This window comes from Rhizobium sp. SG_E_25_P2 (assembly GCF_029892285.1).
Classification (GTDB): domain Bacteria; phylum Pseudomonadota; class Alphaproteobacteria; order Rhizobiales; family Rhizobiaceae; genus Rhizobium_E.
The window spans coordinates 146833-164951 of record NZ_JARXVM010000004.1; the positions used below are offsets into that span (position 1 = coordinate 146833).

17 protein-coding genes and 1 pseudogene are annotated in these 18119 nt (G+C 61.9%); 7 read left to right on the forward strand and 11 right to left on the reverse strand.

The features are described from left to right. Positions 1 to 26: 26 nt before the first annotated feature. The 11 genes and pseudogenes from M2360_RS08155 to M2360_RS08205 all read right to left on the reverse strand — a co-directional run bounded on the left by M2360_RS08155 (position 27) and on the right by M2360_RS08205 (position 11769). Positions 27 to 1154, reverse strand: a complete 1128-nt coding sequence (locus M2360_RS08155) for an efflux RND transporter periplasmic adaptor subunit (protein WP_280774294.1) — start codon at positions 1152 to 1154, stop codon at positions 27 to 29. A 15-nt stretch (positions 1155 to 1169) separates the two neighbouring features. Further along, positions 1170 to 1775, reverse strand: coding sequence for a TetR family transcriptional regulator (locus M2360_RS08160; protein ID WP_280774296.1), 606 nt, complete (start codon positions 1773 to 1775; stop codon positions 1170 to 1172). Positions 1776 to 1943: 168 nt separating this feature from the next. Beyond that, positions 1944 to 2273 carry an L-rhamnose mutarotase gene (locus M2360_RS08165; protein WP_280774298.1) on the reverse strand — a complete coding sequence of 110 codons (330 nt, stop codon included), beginning with the start codon at positions 2271 to 2273 and terminating at the stop codon, positions 1944 to 1946. A gap of 11 nt (positions 2274 to 2284) precedes the next feature. Continuing rightward, positions 2285 to 3393 (reverse strand): annotated as a pseudogene (locus tag M2360_RS08170) (mandelate racemase/muconate lactonizing enzyme family protein). A 3-nt stretch (positions 3394 to 3396) separates the two neighbouring features. Then, entirely contained in the window at positions 3397 to 4494 is a 1098-nt protein-coding gene (gene ugpC / locus M2360_RS08175; RefSeq protein ID WP_280774300.1) for a sn-glycerol-3-phosphate ABC transporter ATP-binding protein UgpC, read from the reverse strand. 3 nt (positions 4495 to 4497) lie between these two features. Then, positions 4498 to 5364: a carbohydrate ABC transporter permease gene (locus tag M2360_RS08180; RefSeq protein ID WP_280774302.1), complete on the reverse strand. Its 867-nt coding sequence runs from the start codon at positions 5362 to 5364 to the stop codon at positions 4498 to 4500. A 2-nt stretch (positions 5365 to 5366) separates the two neighbouring features. Beyond that, positions 5367 to 6263, reverse strand: coding sequence for a sugar ABC transporter permease (locus tag M2360_RS08185; protein ID WP_280774304.1), 897 nt, complete (start codon positions 6261 to 6263; stop codon positions 5367 to 5369). Positions 6264 to 6342: 79 nt separating this feature from the next. Next, complete coding sequence (locus M2360_RS08190) at positions 6343 to 7617, reverse strand: sugar ABC transporter substrate-binding protein (RefSeq protein ID WP_280774511.1); 1275 nt, start codon at positions 7615 to 7617, stop codon at positions 6343 to 6345. Between the two features lie 402 nt (positions 7618 to 8019). Beyond that, the gene (locus M2360_RS08195; protein ID WP_280774306.1) at positions 8020 to 9498 is read right to left on the reverse strand and encodes an aldehyde dehydrogenase family protein; all 1479 of its coding nucleotides are present in this window, start codon (positions 9496 to 9498) and stop codon (positions 8020 to 8022) included. 18 nt (positions 9499 to 9516) lie between these two features. Then, a complete protein-coding gene (locus M2360_RS08200; RefSeq protein ID WP_280774308.1) occupies positions 9517 to 10815 on the reverse strand; it encodes a glycosyltransferase in 1299 nt (432 codons plus the stop codon). A 21-nt stretch (positions 10816 to 10836) separates the two neighbouring features. After that, positions 10837 to 11769, reverse strand: a complete 933-nt coding sequence (locus M2360_RS08205) for a GntR family transcriptional regulator (RefSeq protein WP_280774310.1) — start codon at positions 11767 to 11769, stop codon at positions 10837 to 10839. Between the two features lie 210 nt (positions 11770 to 11979). Between M2360_RS08205 and M2360_RS08210 the strand changes: the two genes are divergently transcribed. From M2360_RS08210 to M2360_RS08240, 7 genes are all read left to right on the forward strand, one after another. Beyond that, on the forward strand, positions 11980 to 13047 hold the full coding sequence (locus M2360_RS08210; RefSeq protein WP_280774312.1) for a spermidine/putrescine ABC transporter substrate-binding protein: 1068 nt from the start codon (positions 11980 to 11982) through the stop codon (positions 13045 to 13047). 152 nt (positions 13048 to 13199) lie between these two features. Continuing rightward, positions 13200 to 14033 carry an ABC transporter permease gene (locus tag M2360_RS08215; protein WP_280774313.1) on the forward strand — a complete coding sequence of 278 codons (834 nt, stop codon included), beginning with the start codon at positions 13200 to 13202 and terminating at the stop codon, positions 14031 to 14033. Beyond that, a complete protein-coding gene (locus M2360_RS08220; RefSeq protein ID WP_280774314.1) occupies positions 14030 to 14809 on the forward strand; it encodes an ABC transporter permease in 780 nt (259 codons plus the stop codon). The genes M2360_RS08215 and M2360_RS08220 overlap by 4 nt, the downstream gene beginning before the upstream one ends. Next, positions 14806 to 15885, forward strand: a complete 1080-nt coding sequence (locus M2360_RS08225) for an ABC transporter ATP-binding protein (RefSeq protein WP_280774315.1) — start codon at positions 14806 to 14808, stop codon at positions 15883 to 15885. Before M2360_RS08220 ends, M2360_RS08225 begins: the two co-directional genes overlap by 4 nt. Before the next feature lies 1 nt (position 15886). Continuing rightward, positions 15887 to 17179 (forward strand): glycosyltransferase, encoded by a 1293-nt coding sequence (locus tag M2360_RS08230; RefSeq protein ID WP_280774317.1) that lies wholly within the window; start codon positions 15887 to 15889, stop codon positions 17177 to 17179. 222 nt (positions 17180 to 17401) lie between these two features. Further along, positions 17402 to 17764, forward strand: a complete 363-nt coding sequence (locus M2360_RS08235) for a cupin domain-containing protein (RefSeq protein WP_280774319.1) — start codon at positions 17402 to 17404, stop codon at positions 17762 to 17764. Between the two features lie 7 nt (positions 17765 to 17771). Beyond that, positions 17772 to 18113: a cupin domain-containing protein gene (locus M2360_RS08240; RefSeq protein WP_280774321.1), complete on the forward strand. Its 342-nt coding sequence runs from the start codon at positions 17772 to 17774 to the stop codon at positions 18111 to 18113. The last annotated feature ends 6 nt before the right edge of the window (positions 18114 to 18119 follow it).

Consider the following 18119-nt stretch of genomic DNA (forward strand, 5'->3'; position numbering starts at 1 on the left):
GGCCGGGCTCCGTCTGGATATCAGGATCAGTTGAGGATGTTTTCAGCCAGCGCCCCGACATCGGGAAGCTTTACGATCAGATTTTCGCGCATGAACTGGGTGCCCGCCGCGACCACGAGGTCGCCTGCCTTCAGGCCCGAAGTCACGCCGACGCCGTCATCAGTAAATCCGGCCACTTCGACGGCGCGCGCATGCACGGTCGCCTTGGCGGGATCGACCGTCCAGACGATCTTGGCGCCATCCTTTTCAGCGAGTGCGGTCAGAGGCACGGCATAGGCTGCCGTTTCCGCCTTTGCCTCCGCTTCGATCATGGCGGTCATGCCGATCAGCACCCGGTCATTGGCCGGCAGGCTGATGCGGACGGAGAAGGTGCGCGACTGCGGATCGGCGCTGCCGGAGACTTCGCGCACCTGGCCCGTCAACGTCAGCGCGTCGTCGGCCCAGAAGCGCGCCTTGACTGTTTTCCCTGGGCGGAATTCGGAAATCTCGGTCTCGGGAACGGCGATCTGTACTTCCTTTTCGTCGTCGGCGACGACGGTGAGAACGGGCGAGCCGGCGCTGACGACCTGGCCGCGATCGGCATTGACCGCAGAGACGATGCCATCGCGGTCCGACGCCAATTCGGCATAGGCAAGCTGGTTCTGGGCCTGTTCGAGCGCCGATTGCGCCGCTGTTCTGGTCGCTGCGGCCTGATCATAACTCAATTGCGCCTGTTCGAGTTGCGCCTTGGGAACGGCGTTCTTGGCAAACAGCGTCCTGGCGCGGCGATTGGCCAGGTCGGCGGTCTCCAACGCCTTTTGCGCAGAGCGCAAATCAGCCTCAGCCGATTGCACTGCGAGCTGATAATCGGTCGGATCGAGACGGGCGAGCACGTCGCCCTTCTTCACCCGATCGCCGATATCCACCTTGCGCTCGATCACCTTGCCTGCGACGCGGAAACCGAGGTTCATTTCGGTGCGGGATTTGACTGAACCGGAATAGGAGAGTGTGCGTGTGGCTGCAGCTGGTGCGATCTCCACCACTTTGACCGGTCGGATCACTGCAGCCGGTGCCTCAGCCTTCTCCTCGGTGCAGCCGACGAGAGCGAGGGAACCGATCGCGAGACCGGCGAGAAGAACAGATGTCCTGATGCGCATGCGGTTCAGCGTGGTCATGGATGCCTCCGGTCGTTACTTGAGCGCGGCAAGCGCGAATTCGATGAGCTGTTCGGGCGTCGCCCGGTTGGTCTTGGCCATGCATTGCGCCACCATCTGCGGATGGCAAAGCACGACGGTCGCTCCGCCAAAGCAGCGCGCGGCGATCTCGGGATCCTGATCGCGAAATTCCCCGGCTTCGATACCCTGGCGGATCGCTTCAGTCAGAAGTACGTGCAGGCGATTGATGTGCTGGTCGATGACATGCCAGTCGCGCTCCAGCGCCACGACCACCATTTCATGCACTTTCTCTTCGTCGAGCATGGTCTCGACAGTCATGCGGTGTTGCGCATGCCCCCATTGCCGCAGGCGCTCGGTGGCGCTGATCGGCTGGGACAGGATCTGTCGCGCCATGTCGTGTGAGCCCATCAGCATCCGCCCGCAGATCGCTTGGTGGATCTCAACCTTGGAGGTGAAGAACCGGTAGATATTGGCCGGCGACATGCCGAGATCGCGGGCGATATCCGCCACATTGGTCTTGGCGTAGCCGTAATGGCGAAACAGCCGCTCCGCCGCATCAAGGATGCGGGTGACGGTTTCGTTCTTCGAAACATCGGCTGCAAGCTCTGGCGTATCAATCACGACTGACGTCTTTCGAATTACGTGTGACGAAATATATAAATCGTCAGTAGACATAATTTTAGCGCGTGTCAATGGATGATGCAGCGCGGGTTCTGGTCCCGGGCGGTAAGGGCAACAAAAAACCCGCCGGAAAGCGGCGGGCTCGTGTCGTAGTGGTGCTGGAAAAGCTCAGGCGTGGTGAAAGACTTCCTCCATCGAGGCCCACCATTCCCCCTCTTTCCGCGTCTCAAGCGGCTTCTGGCAGGGCATGCAGACGGCCCACCAATCCTGCGTCACCGGATCGGCGGCCATGATCTTCATGTCGGCGTCGAAATCCTCCCCATGATATTCGAAATAGGAGAAGAGCAGGTTTTCCGGCTCCTTGAGGAAGATAGAATAGTTGCGGATGTGGCATTGGCTGATCATCCTGAGGACATCGGGCCAGACCGCGGCATGCAGACGCTTGTACTCCTCGATCTTATCGGCGTTGAGGCCGATCACCATTCCCATCCGCTGCATGCTGTCCTCCCTCAGGCAATAACGCGATTGAAGTCCGGGATCGCCCGGCGGCGGATTTCCTGCCAGTCCCAGTCGATCCCGAGGCCCGGCGCGGAGGGCGCGATCGCCATGCCGCTTTCGATCTTCATCTTCTCGCCGGTGATCTCGTCGAGTTGGGGAATATACTCGACATATTTGCCGTTCGGAACGGCGCAAGCGAGGCTGACATGCAGTTCCATCAGAAAATGCGGACAGATCGGGATATTATAGGCTTCCGCCGCATGCGCGACCTTGAGCCAGGGCGTGATGCCGCCGATGCGTCCGACATCGACCTGGACGATCGAGCAGGCGCCCCGCTGCATATATTCGCGGAAATGCCGGATGGAGTAGAGCGATTCACCGATGGCGATCGGCGTCGAGGTCGAGGCGGACAGCCTGACATGGCCGTCGATATCGTCAGCGGCCAGGGGCTCCTCGATCCAGGCGAGATCGAGATCGGCGAAGCGACCCGAACGCCGGATGGCTTCGTCGAGCCCAAAACCCTGATTGGCGTCCGTCATGATCTCATAGCCGTCGCCGAGGGCGGCGCGCATGGCTTCCAACCGCTCGACATCCTCGGCGGCGCGGGGCTTGCCGATCTTGACCTTGGAGCCAGTGAAACCTTTTTCGCGCGCGGCCAGAGCATCTTCGATCAGCGCCTGCTTGTCGATATGCAGCCAGCCGCCTTCGGTGGTGTAGAGCGGCCGGCGATCGGAAGCGCCGCCGGCGAGTTTCCAGAGCGGCAGCCCATCTTCCGGGCGCGCAGATCCCAGAGCGCCGTGTCGATGGCTGCAAGCGCAATGGCGGTGATCGCGCCGATCGTGGTGGCATGGGTGTAGAATTCCAGATCGCGCCAGATCGCCTCGATCCGGTCGGCGTCCTGGCCGATGATGCGCGGCGCGAGATGATCGGCGAGCAGCCGCATCACCGAGGAGCCGCCGGTGCCGATCGTGTAACTATAGCCCGCGCCGGTCGCGCCATCGCTGTCGGTGACGATGACTACAGGCGTTTCCTGGCTAACGAAGCTCTGGATCGCATCGGTGCGCTTCACTTTCGGCGCGAGGTCGACCATCAGCAGTTCGACTTTTTCGATTTTCGCCATGGTTCAGACCCTCAGGCTCGCGCCTGTTACGGCGTCGAACAGATGCGCCTGCGAAAGATCCACGCTCATGGCGATCACTTCGCCGGATTTCAGCGTGCGCGGATTGAGCATGCGCGCCACCCATTCCTTGCCGGCGAAGGTCACGAAGACCAGGGTCTCGTTGCCGAGCGGCTCGGTGATCGACACCGGCAGATCGAGAGCCGCGACTTCATGGGCTTCGCCCGAATGCAGGCCATGGCCGGCGGGGTAGAAATCGTCAGGTCGGATGCCGAACACCACTTTCTGTCCTGGTCGCAGCCGGTCGCGGAAGGCCTGCGGAATGGGCAGCGCATCGCCATTGGCGAAGACGAGCCGGCCCTGATCCACCGTCGCCTCGACGAGATTCATTGGCGGCGAGCCAATGAAGCCGGCGACGAAGCGGCTGGCGGGGCGCTTGAACACGTCTTCGGGCGTTCCCGCCTGCTCGATGCGGCCGTCGCGCATGATGACGATGCGGTCGGCAAGCGTCATTGCCTCCACCTGGTCATGGGTTACATAGATGACCGTCGACTGCACTTTTGCATGCAGTTTCTTGATCTCGGTGCGCATCTGCGTGCGCAGCTTGGCGTCCAGATTGGACAGCGGCTCATCAAACAGGAAGACTTCGGGATGGCGCACGATGGCGCGGCCCATGGCGACGCGCTGGCGCTGGCCGCCAGACAATTGCGCCGGCCGCCGCTCCAAGAGTTGTTCGAGATCGAGAGTCTTGGCAGCGTCGGCGACGCGGGCGGCGATCTCATCCTTGGAAGCGCCGGCGATCTTGAGCGAAAAGCCCATATTCTCCGCCACCGTCATATGCGGATAGAGCGCATAGGACTGGAACACCATGGAGATGTTGCGGGCGCGCGGCGGCAGGTCGTTGACCACTCTGCCGCCGATTTCGATCTCGCCGCCGGAAATGTCTTCCAGACCGGCGATCATGCGCAGCGTCGTCGACTTGCCGCAGCCGGAGGGGCCGACCAGCGCGATGAATTCGCGATCGGCGACATCGAGATTGATGCCATGGACGATTTCAAAGGCGCCGTAGCGCTTGACGAGGTTTCTGAGTGTGACGGGAGCCATGATTTACCCTTTGACCGCGCCGGATGTCAGGCCGGAGACGAGATGTTTCTGGACGGCGAAGGTGAGCGCGAGCGCAGGCAGGATCATCACCACGGCCAGCGCGCACATGCCGCGCCAGTCGATGGTGAATTCCGCCGTGTAATCGAGCAGCCCGACCGGCAGGGTCTTGGAATTGACCGAGCGGGTGAGGTTCGACGCCAGCGCGAACTCGTTCCAGGAGGTGAGAAAGGCGAAGATGCCGGCGGACGCGATGCCGGGTCCGGCGAGCGGAAACTCGACCTGCCAGAAGGCCTGCCAGCGCGTGCAGCCGTCGATCTGGGCGGCTTCGGCGAGGTCTTTCGGCACCTGCCGGAAGAAGCCGTCGATCAGCCAGATCGTGAAGGGCACGTTGAGCGCCACATAAGCGAGGATCAGGCCCATATGCGTGTCGAGAAGGCCAAGCTTGGCGTAGACGAAGAACAGCGGCAGCGACAGCGCGATGCCCGGAACGGTGCGGGTCAGCATCAGTCCGAGAAACCAGCCGGCCTTGCCCTTGAAGGAGAAGCGGGCGAAGGCGTAACCGCCGGACATGCCGATGGCGAGCGCGATCACCGTGGAGGTGATCGAGATGATCAGCGAATTGCGGAAATACTCGATGACCGGAATGCCGCCTTTGCCGACGCCTGAGAACATCGCGACATAGGCGTCGAAGGAGATTTCGCTGGGGATCCAGACCGGCGGCTTTGCCATGATTTCAACAGTCGGGCGGAGCGACGACAGCACGATCCAGAAGCCGGGCAGGCAGATGACCATCATCGCCAGGAACAGGCCGATGAGATGCCCGGCCTTGAGGAGCCGACGGCGGATGCGGTGGCTTGAATTGACGTCCATGATCACCACTCCGTCCCGACCTGGGCGCGGGCAAGCGCGAGTTTCTTGTAAAAATAGACCGTGAAGACGATCGACAGCAGGATCGAGAAATAGGCCATGGCGTTGGCCATCCCCATCTTGGCGTCGGCATAGGCCGTGCGTGAGACCAGCGTCCAGAGAAGCTCGGTGCGCTTGGCGGGGCCGCCATCGGTCATGATCTTGACGATGTCATAGGCGCGCGCCACATCGAGCGAGCGGATGGTCATGGCGATGAAGGCGAAGGGCATCACGAAGGGCCAGGTGACATAGCGGAAGGTCTGCCAGGGCGTGCAGCCGTCGACTTTGGCCGCCTCGATCGGCTCCTTCGGCATGGCGAGCAGGCCCGCCAGGATGAGGATTGCAAAGACGGAGGTGGACGACCAGACTTCCGCGACCACGATCGAGAAGAAGGCGAGTTGGCCGTCGATCAGCCAGGGAATGGCCTGGTCGGTCAGGCCCAGCGATTGCAAAGCGTTGTTCACCAGGCCGACATTGTCGTTGAACATGAATTTGAACTGGAAGCCGACGAGCAGCGGCGAAAACATCATCGGCAGCATCATCAGCGTGCGCAGGATGCGCTGGCCGGAGACGGCCTTTTCCACCAGCATCGCCAGTCCGAGGCCGAGCAGCATTTCGAGATTGAGCGCCACGGTGAGCAACAGCACGGTGCGGCCGAAAGCCGTCCAGAATTCGAGATCGGCCAGCAGCCGCGCATAATTGCGCAGGCCGATGAACACCCAGAATGTCTCCGGCTTGGTCAGCCGGAACGGTGTGAAGCTCGAATAGAAGGACAAAATCAGGGGCGCGATCACCACGGCCGCCAGCACGATTACGGCCGGCAGCAGCAGAAGAACGGGCGCCGAAAGTTTAAAACCTCTCATGCGAGGGCTCCGGCCGATATGCGTGATAACAAGGGAGAGGCGCGACCGCGGGAAGCGGTCGCGCCCATGTCGGAAACGCTCAGAGAGCGCCGGCGTCTTCGAGGATGGCCACCGCCTTGGCGGCGGCGTCGTCCAGCGCCTGCTTGGAGGTCTTGTCGCCGAGAATGGCGGCCTGAAGCTCCGGATAGACGGCGTTGGAGATCTCGATCCACTGCGCGGTCTGCGGCACCGGGAAAGCGTGCTTGGCGGCTTCCTGGAAAGCGGTCAGCACTTCCTTCTTGTAGGGATCGCTCGCGGCCTCGGCTACATCCCATTCCCAGACGGCGGTGCGGGTCGGCAGCGGGCCTGCGGCGGCTTCGAGCTTCTGGCTGTCCTCATTGGTCAGGAACCAGACGAGCGAGGCGGCCGCATCCTTGTTGGCGCAGGATTCGGTCACCGAGAAGCCGTGATGACCCGACCAGCCGGTGCGGATGCCGGCCGAACCCATCGGCTGAACCTTCACGCCGACATTGCCGGCGACCTTGGAGGACTTGGGATCGTTGAAGAAAGTCGCCCAGCCCGGCCAATCGAGATTGAGCGCCACAGTGCCCGAGGCGAAGCCCTGGCCGAGATCGTCCCAGAGATAGTTGGTCGTGCCGGCTGGAACCGCCTTGTTCTTGTACATACGCACGAACCAGTCGAGCGCGCGCACGCCGGCGTCGGAATTGAAGGCCGGCTTGCCTTCGCCGTCGAGATACTGGCCGCCCTCGGCCACCAGCATTTCGTAGAAGCGACCGTTGATCGCCTCTTCCTTGCCGGCGAACTGGGTGCCGTAGAAATCCGGCGGGCTCGCGAAGAATTCCGCCTGGTCGGCGAGGTCGGCCCAGGTGTCCGGCGGGGTCAGGTCACGGCCATATTTTTCCTTGAAGGCCTTCTTCTTGGCTTCGTCCTGATAAAGGCTCTTCTGGTAATAGAGCGCCGAGACGTCGAACTGCGCGCGCGGCAGCATCACCAGCTTGCCGTCGAGCGTCGAGGCCTTGATATTGGCCGGCACGAAGGCGTCGATTTCTTCCTTCGGCAGCAATGCGCCGAGATCGGTGTAGATATCGGGATATTGCGGGGCGAAGGACGAGTGGTTCGAGCCCACGCACCAGGTCACGCTGCTGGATGCGATGTCCGACTTGATTTCCTTGTCGAGTTCGAAGTGGTTCTTCTTCGAGAGAATGTTTACCTTGGCGCCGGTCGCCTTCTCCCATTCGCCTATCCGCGCATAGAGCGCCTCATATTGCTGACCGCCGATCAGCTTGGCGTCGATCGTGACGCCGTCGAACTTTCCCGGCAGATCCGCGGCCTGAGCAAACCCGCCCAGCAACATCAAGGAGACGACTCCGGCGGAGACGCCGGACAGCAATTTCACCATGACTTCCTCCCAGTTTGACAATGGCGGCCCCCTCCGGACCTGGCCCATCAAACCCTCACCCATGAAGGTTTCATTTATATGTAAACAGTGAATCCGACATGCGTCAAGCCGGGATTGTGTTTGCGGAACAAAAGCGCCCGGAACACGCGCGTTCGCGGCCGCCCAGGCGGACGTCGCTTCCGTGGTATTTTGGGGAATTGAGAAAGAAGACGCAGCAAAGAAGGCCCGTGCGGTTCAACGCCGATGAAATCGCGGCCTATAGACGGCCCTGTCTCATGGAGGGCGCGGAAGAAAGCGCGCAAAAAAAATAGCCCGGGCGCTGGGCCCGGGCCATGATCGAAAGCGAAAACTTGGGGATCAGGACTTCAGATACCAGCCCCAGGTTTCGGATGCGTCGAAGCTGGTGATCTGCTTGGTCTCCAGATAGTTTTCCAGCCCCCAGCGGCCCAGTTCGCGGCCGATGCCAGATTGCTTGTAGCCGCCCCAGGGCGCTTCGGTGAAGGTCGGCTGCGAGCAGTTGACCCAGACGATGCCGGCGCGGAAAGCGCGGGCGACGCGCTCACATCGGGCAAGATCATCCGACATCACCGCAGCTGCGAGGCCAAAGCGGCTGTCATTGGCCATGCGGATGGCGTCCGCCTCGTCCTTGAACGGCTTGACGCAGACGACGGGTCCAAAGATCTCTTCCCGCCAAAGGCTGTTGCCCTCGGCGAGTTCGGTGATGATGGTCGGCTCAAGAAAGTAGCCGGTCTGCAAGGTCGCCGGCGGCTTGCCGCCTGTGGCCACGACAGCGCCTTCCGCCATTCCTTGTTCGATCATGGCAAGGATCTTGTCGCGCTGGCCCTTCGATACGAGCGGGCCGAGCAGCACGCCCTCAGTGAGGCCGTCGCCCATGGTGATCTTCTGCGTCTCCTCGGTCAGTCGCGCCAGCAAGGCCGGATAGAGGCTTTCTTCGACGAGCACCCTCGAGGTCGCCGAGCAGACCTGACCCTGATTCCAGAAGATGCCGAACATGATCCATTCGACGGCCTTGTCGATGTCGCAATCAGCGAAGACCACGAAAGGCGATTTGCCGCCGAGTTCGAGGCTGACATTCTTGATGTCGCGCGCCGCCGTCGCCATGATCTTGGAACCGGTCGGCACCGAGCCGGTGAAGGCGAGCTTGTCGACGCCGGGATGTTCCGACAGCGGCTGACCGGCGTCCGCTCCGAAGCCGGTGACGATGTTGAGCACGCCAGCGGGAAGGCCGACCTCCTCGGCGATCGCCCCCAGTTCGAGGGCGGTGAGGGGCGTCAGCTCCGACGGCTTCAGCACCATGGCGCAACCCGCCGCCAAAGCAGGGGCGACTTTCCAGGATGCCATCAGCAGCGGATAGTTCCAGGGGATGATCGCGCCGGCGACGCCGATCGGCTCGCGGACGACCTTTGACGTGAAGCGGGCGTCGCCGAGCGGAATGGCTTCCTCGGGATGGGCGTCCAGTTGTTCGGCGAGACCGGCATAGAAGGCGAAGCAGCCGGCGGCGTCCTCGATGTCCCACACCGCTTCTGGCAGCGGCTTGCCGTTATCCATCACCTCGATCCGTGCGAGATCCTGTTTCCGTTCGAGGATCTTGTCAGAGATGGCGCGCAGATAGCGGGCGCGCTCGGCGCCAGTCATGCGCGGCCAGGGGCCGCTGTCGAAGGCGCGGCGCGCGGCCTTCACCGCGAGATCGATATCGCCCGCGCCGCCGGCCGGCGCCGTGGCGAATTCTTGTTCGGTGGCCGGATTGATCACCGGAAATGCGCCGCCGCCGAGCGGGGCGACCCATTGGCCGTCGATGAAGAGCTTGTCGCGCATAAAGCCTCCTTGCAGAAGTCAGCGCCGCGCCGCGCGCGTCGCCTTGGTGTCGCTGATGGTGTCGAGGATGCGGCGGGCGGCGAGCGTCGCGCCGGAATGGGCCTGCATGGTCGCGGCATTCGCCTTGAGGCGCGCCTGCATCGCCTCGTTGCCGATCAGGCGCAGAATCGCGCCGGAGAGATCTTGGGACGACCAGTCGTAGCGAGCGAGCTTTTCACCCACCTGGGTTTCTTCTGCGCGGCGGGCATTGTCATGGCCGTCCCAGCAATAGGGCATGACCAGTGACGGGACGCCGAAATAAAGCGCCTCGCAAAAGCTGTTATTGCCGCCGTGATGGATGAACAGGCTGGATTGACGCACGACGGACGGCTGCGGAAACCAGCTGTCGACATAGACATTGTCGGGCACATCGGAATAGTCGTCGCGCCAAGGCCCCGCATTGACCAGGAAACGGCAGGGCAGATGGGCGAAGACATCGATCATCCGCTTCATCATCTCGACATCCATGGCGCCGAGCGAGCCAAAGCTGACCAGCGCGAGCGGCGCATCATTGTGGCTGGCGAAACGCGGCGGCGCATAATCCACCTCGCGACGGACGCAGCCGTCGAGAAAGACGAAACGGTCAGGATCGAGAGGACTTTTGCGTTCCCGGCGGATGATCTCAGGCGCGAGCAGCAGATTGAGCCAGGGCGACGGGTCGAGGAAGGACGGCGAGGGCGGCGCCTTTACGCCGCAGTCGCCGAGAAAGGATGCGAAACGGCGATGCGCCGGCGCGGTGACCTTGGCGTAAGCGCTGGAAAACTCTTCCCAGCTCCTGTTCGGCTCGCCCCCCAGGCCCGAGAGATAGGGCGGCACTGAAACGTCGGCGATCTCTGTTTCGGCGCAGGAGACGATCCTGATCCAGGGAACGCCGGCTGTGGCGATGGCCGGAAACATCACCACATTGTCGAGCACGATCGCATCCGGTTTCAGCCGCGCCAGCAATTGGCGCAGCGGCTCTTCAGCCTTCACGGCGGTGTCGACGATGGCGTCCCAGGTCGGCCCCACATAACTGGTCAGTTGCTCATAGGGCGACTGCCGGAACGCGTCCTGATGGCGGGCGATGAAGTCGGTCCAATCGGTTGCGTCTGCACCGTCGTCGCTGCCCAGCTGATATTCGGCGAAACCGTATTCGGCAAAGACGCCGCGAAAGCCGGGGTGACAGATGAAGACCGGATTGGCGCCCATGTCTCTCAACGCCTGAGCCACGCCGACGCAATTGAGCGCCGCGCCGAAGCTGGCTTCCGGAAACAGGGCGATTGTCTTTGCTGCGCTCATTACTGTGTTTGGACTGCGTTTCTAGCGTGTGGCGAGTTTGAGGGCGGGCGGAACGCCGCGCCCGGCGAGTCGCGGCCGCTGGGATTGCGATAGCTGCAGATGCACGCGCATCAGATCCGCCGCAAGCGTCATTTGGCCCCGTTCGATCTGTTCGAGGATCTGCAGATGCTCGGTGTTGGATTGCATCAGCCTGAATGTGCCGACATGATTGGCGGCCGGCAGCGCGAAACGCCGGCGGTGATGCGCGTTCAACGCTTCGGCCATGAAGGGATTGCCGCAGCTCTTGGCGATCAGCAGGTGAAAGTCCATGTCGGTGCGTTCAAACAGTCGCCGGTCGAACTGCCGCTCGTCCATCGCTTTCAGCGCCAGCATGGATTGGCGAAGCGAAAAGATCGCGGTCGCGTCGCGCTTGAAGTCCGGCATGGTCAGCGCCAGTGGTTCAGCCGCAAGACGGAATTCGAAACTCTTGACCAGCGCTTCCGCGCCGACAGCGAACTGCTTCAAAATCCATTGCTGGCCTGATCCGCGTTCGGCGAGATTGTCTTCCGACAGTTTGATCAGCGCATTTTGTACCGCCTGCCTGCCGGCCTCATAGCGGCGTTGCAGGCTTGCGACCGTCTGGACGTCGCCAATCCGGCCCGCCGCGAGATCGCGCAGGATTGCCGCATGCAGGTCTTCTTCCGAGGCGTCGGCGAAATCGGTCTCGGTCCGCGCCAGCATCACCGGGTCGGCTGCAAACCTGTAACCGCCGTCCGTATCGGGCAGGACCAGACCTTTCTCCGCCAGGATCTGCAGGGCCTTGCGCACCGGAGTTCTAGAGACATTGCAAAGGCTTGCGATCGCTTGTTCAGCCATGCGCTCACCCGGCGACATGCCGCGCTCGGTGGCGATCTCCAGTATTTTCTGCGCCAATTCGACATGGCGTCGGTTGGGTTTTTTCGGCGTGTCCGTCATGCGCTCTTGTCCGGTTCAATGGGTATGCTGCCTGCGAAACCAGTGCTTTGCAAGCGTCTCCCACGGCTTCCAGCGTAAAATTTGCGCAGCGCACGATTTGCTATTGACGTATTTTTTTTTGAAATAATACTGTAGCGCATCGGGCGAACAGATCGCAACAAGCGGCGGCGCCGATGCTGAGGCTGGAACAATTCAACAAGGGAGCTTCCCGTGATTGCGAAAATTCGATCTGGTTCGCGGAACTGGACCGCGACACTCTTGGCCGCGACCATGCTCGCCTCCGGCGCCGGCATGGCCAGCGCCGCCGACCTGGTGATCTCCAACTGGGCTGGCTATATGGCCCCCGACATCGCCGAGACCTTCAAGAAGGCGACCGGGCTTGAGGTCGAGATCGTCAATCACGCCACCAATGAAGAAGTCATGGGCAAACTGATGGCGAGCGGCGGCAAGGGCTACGACATCGTCTTCGTGTCCTCGCCCTTTGCCGAAATCCTCAATGGCCAGGGCCTGGCCGAGCCGATCGACAAGGCTGCCGTTCCGAACCTCGCCAATCTCTATCCGGAAGCCGCAAGCCTCGCTTACGATCCCGGCGCGAATTTCTCCGTCCCCTATACCTGGGGCACGACCGGCCTTTGCTATCGCTCCGATCTGGTGAAAACCACGCCGGACAGCTGGATGAATCTGCTGAAGCCGTCTGACGATCTCAAGGGCAAGGTCACAATGCTGGCGACCGACCGCTGGCTGATGGCGGCAGGCCTGTTCGCGCTGGGCTATTCGGCCAATGAAAAGGATCCGGCCAAGATCGAGGAAGCCAAGAACCTGCTGATCGAGGCGAAAAAGACCTTGCTCGCCTATGACGACACGACCTTCTATTCCAAGCTCGTTTCCGGCGAAGCCTCGCTGGTGCATGCCTGGGACGGCTGGTGCAATTACGGCATCACCGACAACAAGGACATCAAGTTCGTGACGCCGAAGGAAGGCTCGGATCTCTGGGTCGACACGATGGTGGTGATGAAATCATCAGAGCATAAGGATGCGGCGATGAAGTTCATCAACTTCATGCTCGACGCCAAGAACCATGCCTGGGCCGCCGCCAACATCCTCTACAAGGTGCCGAACAAGGCCGCCATGGAAAGCCTCGATCCGGCGCTGATCACAGCCTATCCGAATATGGGCATGACGCCGGCGGAACTCACCAAGTTCGAACTGCTGCGCGATCTCGGCGATGCGCAGAAGGATTATTCCAAGGCGGTCAGCGAGATCAAGGCCGCCAACTGACGGTCTGCCTCTGAAGACCCGGCGGGGTTCTCTGAATCCTGCCGGCGCCGAGGCGAAAGCGAGGCGGGCCGTGTTCGCCTCGGCCAATCTCATCCCATTGTCAGACTGTGAATCGAAACCCCGTGTCCTCCAAGGCTGCACGTTCTAATCTCATGGCTGCGCCCGCCGTCGCCTGGCTTCTCCTGTTCATGGTGACGCCCTGCGCGCTGGTGCTCGCCTATGCCTTTTTCGAAAGAGGCCCGTGGGGCGGCGTCGTCTTCAATTTCAATTTTGACAATTTCATCAGGGTCGCCGATCCGCTTTACGCCAAGATCTTCCTGTCTTCGGCGCGGATTGCCGCGATCACCACACTGATCGCCATTCTCATCGCCTATCCCGCCGCCTACGCCATCAACCGCGCGCCGCGCTCGCGCCAGGCGTTGCTGCTGTTCTTCGCGGTGCTGCCCTTCTGGAGCAATTATCTGATCCGCACCTATGCCTGGATCGTGCTGCTCAACCGCGAGGGCCTGTTCAACAATCTGCTGCGCTGGCTGGGATACGAGGGCGAGCCGCTGTCGCTGCTCTACACCGAAGGCGCTGTGATCACCGGCCTCGTCTACAATTACCTGCCCTTCGTGATCCTGGCGATCTACTCCTCGCTGTCGCGCCTGAGCCCGGATTACGCCGAAGCGTCGCGCGATCTCGGGGCCGGCCCCGTCAGAACCTTCCTGCGGGTGATCCTGCCCTTGACGCTGCCGGGCGTCGCCGCCGGCGGCGTGTTCGTCTTCGTGCTGTCGATCGGGAATTTCGTCACGCCGGCGCTGCTCGGCGGCGGACGCTTCCAGATGATCGGCAATGTCGTCTACGACCAGTTCCTCACCGCCAATGACTGGCCTTTCGGCGCGGCGCTCGGCATGGCGCTGATTGCGGTGATGGTGGCGCTGCTCACCCTTCAGGCCAAGGCCGCCTCCCGCGCCGCCGGCGAAGTCAGGGAGGCCGAGGCATGAAGACCCGTTCGCTGCCCTTCCGGCTGATCCTCGTCGCCGTCTTCGGCTTTCTCTATCTGCCGATCGCCGTGCTGGTGCTGCTGTCTTTCAACGAGGCCGGCCTGCCGACCGCCTGGTCCGGCTTTTCGCTGAAATGGTATGCATCTCTCGCCGAGAACAAGGACATTCTCGGCGCAGCCTGGAACACATTGGTGGTCGGCGTTTTCGCCACGGTGATCTCCACCGTGCTCGGCACGATGCTGGCGATCGGCATCGAAAGCCGGAGGCGAAAGAGCGCCTCGCTGGAAGCGCTGATCTTCGCGCCGATGGTGATCCCGGACATCGTGCTCGCGGTGGCGCTGCTCACCTTCTTCTCGCGCCTCGACATCACGCTCGGCCTGCACACGATCGTCATCAGCCATGTGATCTTCGATCTCGCTTTCGTCAGCTCCATCGTCCGCGCCCGGCTCAAGCATTTCGACTATTCGATCGTGGAGGCGTCGCGCGATCTCGGCGCCTCGCCTTGGACGACCTTCTGGCGGATCACCTTCCCGGTGCTGGCCCCGGCCATCATCGCCGGCGCGCTTCTGGCTTTCACCCTGTCGGTGGATGAATTCATCATCGCCTTCTTCACGGCCGGCGCCGGCCGCGGCTCGATCACGCTGCCGATCCAGATCTATTCGATGATCCGCTTCGGCGTGACGCCCGAGATCAACGCGCTCGCGACCATCGTTATGGGGGTCAGCGCGCTCGCGCTCATCCTTTCCCAATGGCTCAACAAAGAACAGATGCAATGACCGATACCGCCCCCCAGACGATCCTGTCGATCGACAGCCTCAGCAAGGATTTCGGGCCGGTGCGCGCGGTCGATCGCATCGAGCTCGATATCCGGCGCAACGAATTCTTCGCGCTGCTCGGCCCGTCGGGCTGCGGAAAATCGACGCTATTGCGCATGCTGGCTGGTTTTGAAGCGCCAAGTTCGGGTCGCGTATTGCTCGACGGCGCCGACATCACGTCGCTGCCGCCGGAGAAGCGGCCGCTCAACCTGATGTTCCAGTCCTATGCGCTGTTTCCGCATATGACGGTCGCCAAGAACCTCGCTTATGGGTTGGAAATGGACGGTCTGCCCAAGGCCGAGATTGCTTCCCGCGTCGAGGAGATGATGGCGGTCACTGATCTCGGTGAATTCGCCGCCCGCAAGCCGGAGCAGCTGTCGGGCGGCCAGCGCCAGCGCGTGGCGCTCGCCCGCGCGCTCATCAAGCGGCCCAAGGTGCTGCTGCTCGACGAACCGCTCGGCGCGCTCGACAAGAAACTGCGCGAGCGCATGCAGCTCGAATTGAAGCGCCTCCAGCACGAGGTTGGCATCACCTTCATCATCGTCACCCATGATCAGGAGGAAGCGCTGGTGATGGCTGACCGCATGGCGATCCTGAGGGATGGCCGCCTGCTGCAATGCGGCTCGCCCGAGGAAATCTACGAGCGCCCGGTCGACCGTTTCGTCGCTAATTTCATCGGCGTCATGAATTTCATCGACGGCCGGGTCTCCGGCGGCCGCTTCGGCGCGCCCGGGCTGGATATCGCCGCGCCCGGCATGGTCGATGGGCCTGCGGCGCTGGCAATCCGGCCCGAGGATCTGGAGCTTGCGGGCGGGGTGGACGCCGAAGCGGTGATCGAGGGTGTCGTGGTCGATATCGCCTATCACGGTCTCGACCGTGTGCTGCATGTGAAAACGCAGGCGAGCCAGACGCCGCTTCAGTTGCGCGTCGCCGCCCGCAATCCGGCAGGGCATGCGGCGGGCGAGACAGTGCGTCTCGCTTTGCGCCCGGAGCGCTGCAAATTCTTCAACGAAAAATCAGAACCGAAAGAGGGTTGAGATGTCCAAGACGATTGCATTTTTCCCGGAAGCGGCCTTCGGGCCAGCGCTGAATTCCGTCGGCATCGCCCAGGCTGTCGAGGCGCTGGGCCACAAGGCCGTGTTCCTGTCCGATCCAGGTTTCGTTTCGGTCTATGAAGGCTATGGATTTGAGGCGCATCCGGTCAATCTTTCCGAACCGATGCCGCCCGAGCAGATGGCGAAGTTCTGGGAAGACTTCATCAACGGCCATATCCCGAACTTCCGCAAGAGCCCCTATGACCAGATCGACAATTATGTGAAGGATTGCTGGACGGCGATCGTCGACAGCGCCAAATGGGCCGAGAAGGATCTGCCGGGCGTGCTCGCCAAGATCAATCCAGACATGATCTGCGTCGACAATGTCATCCTGTTTCCGGCGGTCAAGCATTTCGGCAAACCCTGGGTGCGCATCATCTCCTGCTCGGAAAACGAAATCGAGGATCCGAAGATCCCGCCGCATCTCTCCGGCTGCCGTCAGGACGATTACGAGGGCCACAAGGCCTATCGCGACCACTTCAACGAGGTGATCAAGCCGATCCATGACGATTACAACGCCTTCCTCGCCTCAACGGGCGAAGCGGCCTATCCGATCGGCCAGTTCTTCGAAGCCTCGCCTTACATGAACCTGCTGCTCTATCCGGAATCGGCAAAGTTCGATCGCGAACATCCGCTCGATCCCAACCAGTTCCAGTATCTCGAAGGCTGCGTCCGCAAGGAAAAGTCCTATGAGGCGCCGACGTTCGCGATCAACAACGACAAGCCGCTGATCTACATTTCCTTCGGCTCGCTCGGCGCCGGCGACACCGATCTCCTGAAGCGGCTGATCGAGACGATCGGCAAGCTGCCCTACCGGGCGCTCGTCAATGTCGGCGACTACAAGGACCAGTATGAAAACGTGCCGGGCAATGTGGTCATCGAAAGCTGGTTCCCGCAGCCCTCGGTCATCCCGCAGGTCGACGCGGCCATTCATCACGGCGGCAATAACTCCTTCACCGAATGCCTCTATTTCGGCAAACCCGCCATCATCATGCCCTATGTCTGGGACGGTCATGACAACGCCACGCGCGTCGACGAAACCGGCCACGGCTTCAAGATGCCGCGCTACGACTGGACCGACGAGGAACTGGCCGCCAAGCTCGACCACATGATCAACGATCCCAAGATGAAGGCGAAGCTTCAGGCCACCTCGGCGCATATGCAGTCGCAGAACGGTCCGCAGAAGGCGGCGGTCATTCTGGATCAGTTGGTGAAGACGGGGGCGTATCGTGCTTGATATATCCGCATCACACGTAGGTGGTCGAGGCTACCCCCCTCTGGTCTGCCGACCATCTCCCCCTCAAGGGGGGAGATTGGATGGTGGTGCCGGCATCCCCCATCCTCGACGTCTGTTGCTGGGGGATGGTCGATCCTCTTGTCAATCTCCCCCCTTGAGGGGGAGATGTCCGGCAGGACAGAGGGGGGTAATGCTGGCTCCAACCACCCCGGAGGTCCTCCATTGACCGACACCCTCAAATCCACCGCCCCGCATATCCACAACGCCACCAGTTTCGACGATCTCGTCGATTGGGGTGTGCAATCGGACGCCATTGAGGGCCAATCGACATCCACAGGGCGGCTGCTGTTCAAAGGGCCGAACAACCAGCCGGAAACCGGCATCTGGGTCTGCACGCCCGGCCGCTGGCGATTGTCCATCCCGCGCGACGAATTCTGCCATTTCGTCTCGGGCTCGGCCACCTATCGTTCGGATGACGGCGAGGTGGTCGAGGTCTCGGCGGCAACCGCGGTGATGTTCAAGGCGGGCTGGACCGGCGAATGCACGGTGCATGAGACCATGCGCAATATCTACATGCTGGTATGAGGTTGAGATGACCACACCCCACTGGGCGAAAGCCGACGCCGTGGCGCTCGAAGACTGGGGCGCGTCGACGACCGCCACCGAAGGCAATCCGGTCATGGCCGGCAAGATCCTCAGCGTGAACGCGGATGGATCGAGCGAATGCGGCATCTGGTCCTGCACGCCGGGAACCCGGAAGATCACGATTGCCAGCGACGAGTTCTGCGTCTTTCTGGGCGGCAAGGGCCTCTATATCAGTGAAGACGGCGAGGAGATCGCCGTCGAAGCCGGTTCGATCGTTTTCTTTCCCAGAGGTTGGACCGGAACCTCCATCATCACCGAAACTCTGTCCAAGGCTTTCATGAGCCGCTGACTGCAA

Bases quoted from the DNA above. Each gene is read 5' to 3' on its own strand.
- M2360_RS08155 (WP_280774294.1), bottom strand. From the start codon at position 1,154: ATGACCACGCTGAACCGCATGCGCATCAGGACATCTGTTCTTCTCGCC.
- M2360_RS08165 (WP_280774298.1), bottom strand. From the start codon at position 2,273: ATGCAGCGGATGGGAATGGTGATCGGCCTCAACGCCGATAAGATCGAG.
- ugpC (WP_280774300.1), bottom strand. From the start codon at position 4,494: ATGGCTCCCGTCACACTCAGAAACCTCGTCAAGCGCTACGGCGCCTTT.
- M2360_RS08180 (WP_280774302.1), bottom strand. From the start codon at position 5,364: ATGGACGTCAATTCAAGCCACCGCATCCGCCGTCGGCTCCTCAAGGCC.
- M2360_RS08185 (WP_280774304.1), bottom strand. From the start codon at position 6,263: ATGAGAGGTTTTAAACTTTCGGCGCCCGTTCTTCTGCTGCTGCCGGCC.
- M2360_RS08190 (WP_280774511.1), bottom strand. From the start codon at position 7,617: ATGTTGCTGGGCGGGTTTGCTCAGGCCGCGGATCTGCCGGGAAAGTTC.
- M2360_RS08195 (WP_280774306.1), bottom strand. From the start codon at position 9,498: ATGCGCGACAAGCTCTTCATCGACGGCCAATGGGTCGCCCCGCTCGGC.
- M2360_RS08200 (WP_280774308.1), bottom strand. From the start codon at position 10,815: ATGAGCGCAGCAAAGACAATCGCCCTGTTTCCGGAAGCCAGCTTCGGC.
- M2360_RS08205 (WP_280774310.1), bottom strand. From the start codon at position 11,769: ATGACGGACACGCCGAAAAAACCCAACCGACGCCATGTCGAATTGGCG.
- M2360_RS08215 (WP_280774313.1), top strand. From the start codon at position 13,200: ATGGCTGCGCCCGCCGTCGCCTGGCTTCTCCTGTTCATGGTGACGCCC.
- M2360_RS08220 (WP_280774314.1), top strand. From the start codon at position 14,030: ATGAAGACCCGTTCGCTGCCCTTCCGGCTGATCCTCGTCGCCGTCTTC.
- M2360_RS08225 (WP_280774315.1), top strand. From the start codon at position 14,806: ATGACCGATACCGCCCCCCAGACGATCCTGTCGATCGACAGCCTCAGC.
- M2360_RS08230 (WP_280774317.1), top strand. From the start codon at position 15,887: ATGTCCAAGACGATTGCATTTTTCCCGGAAGCGGCCTTCGGGCCAGCG.
- M2360_RS08240 (WP_280774321.1), top strand. From the start codon at position 17,772: ATGACCACACCCCACTGGGCGAAAGCCGACGCCGTGGCGCTCGAAGAC.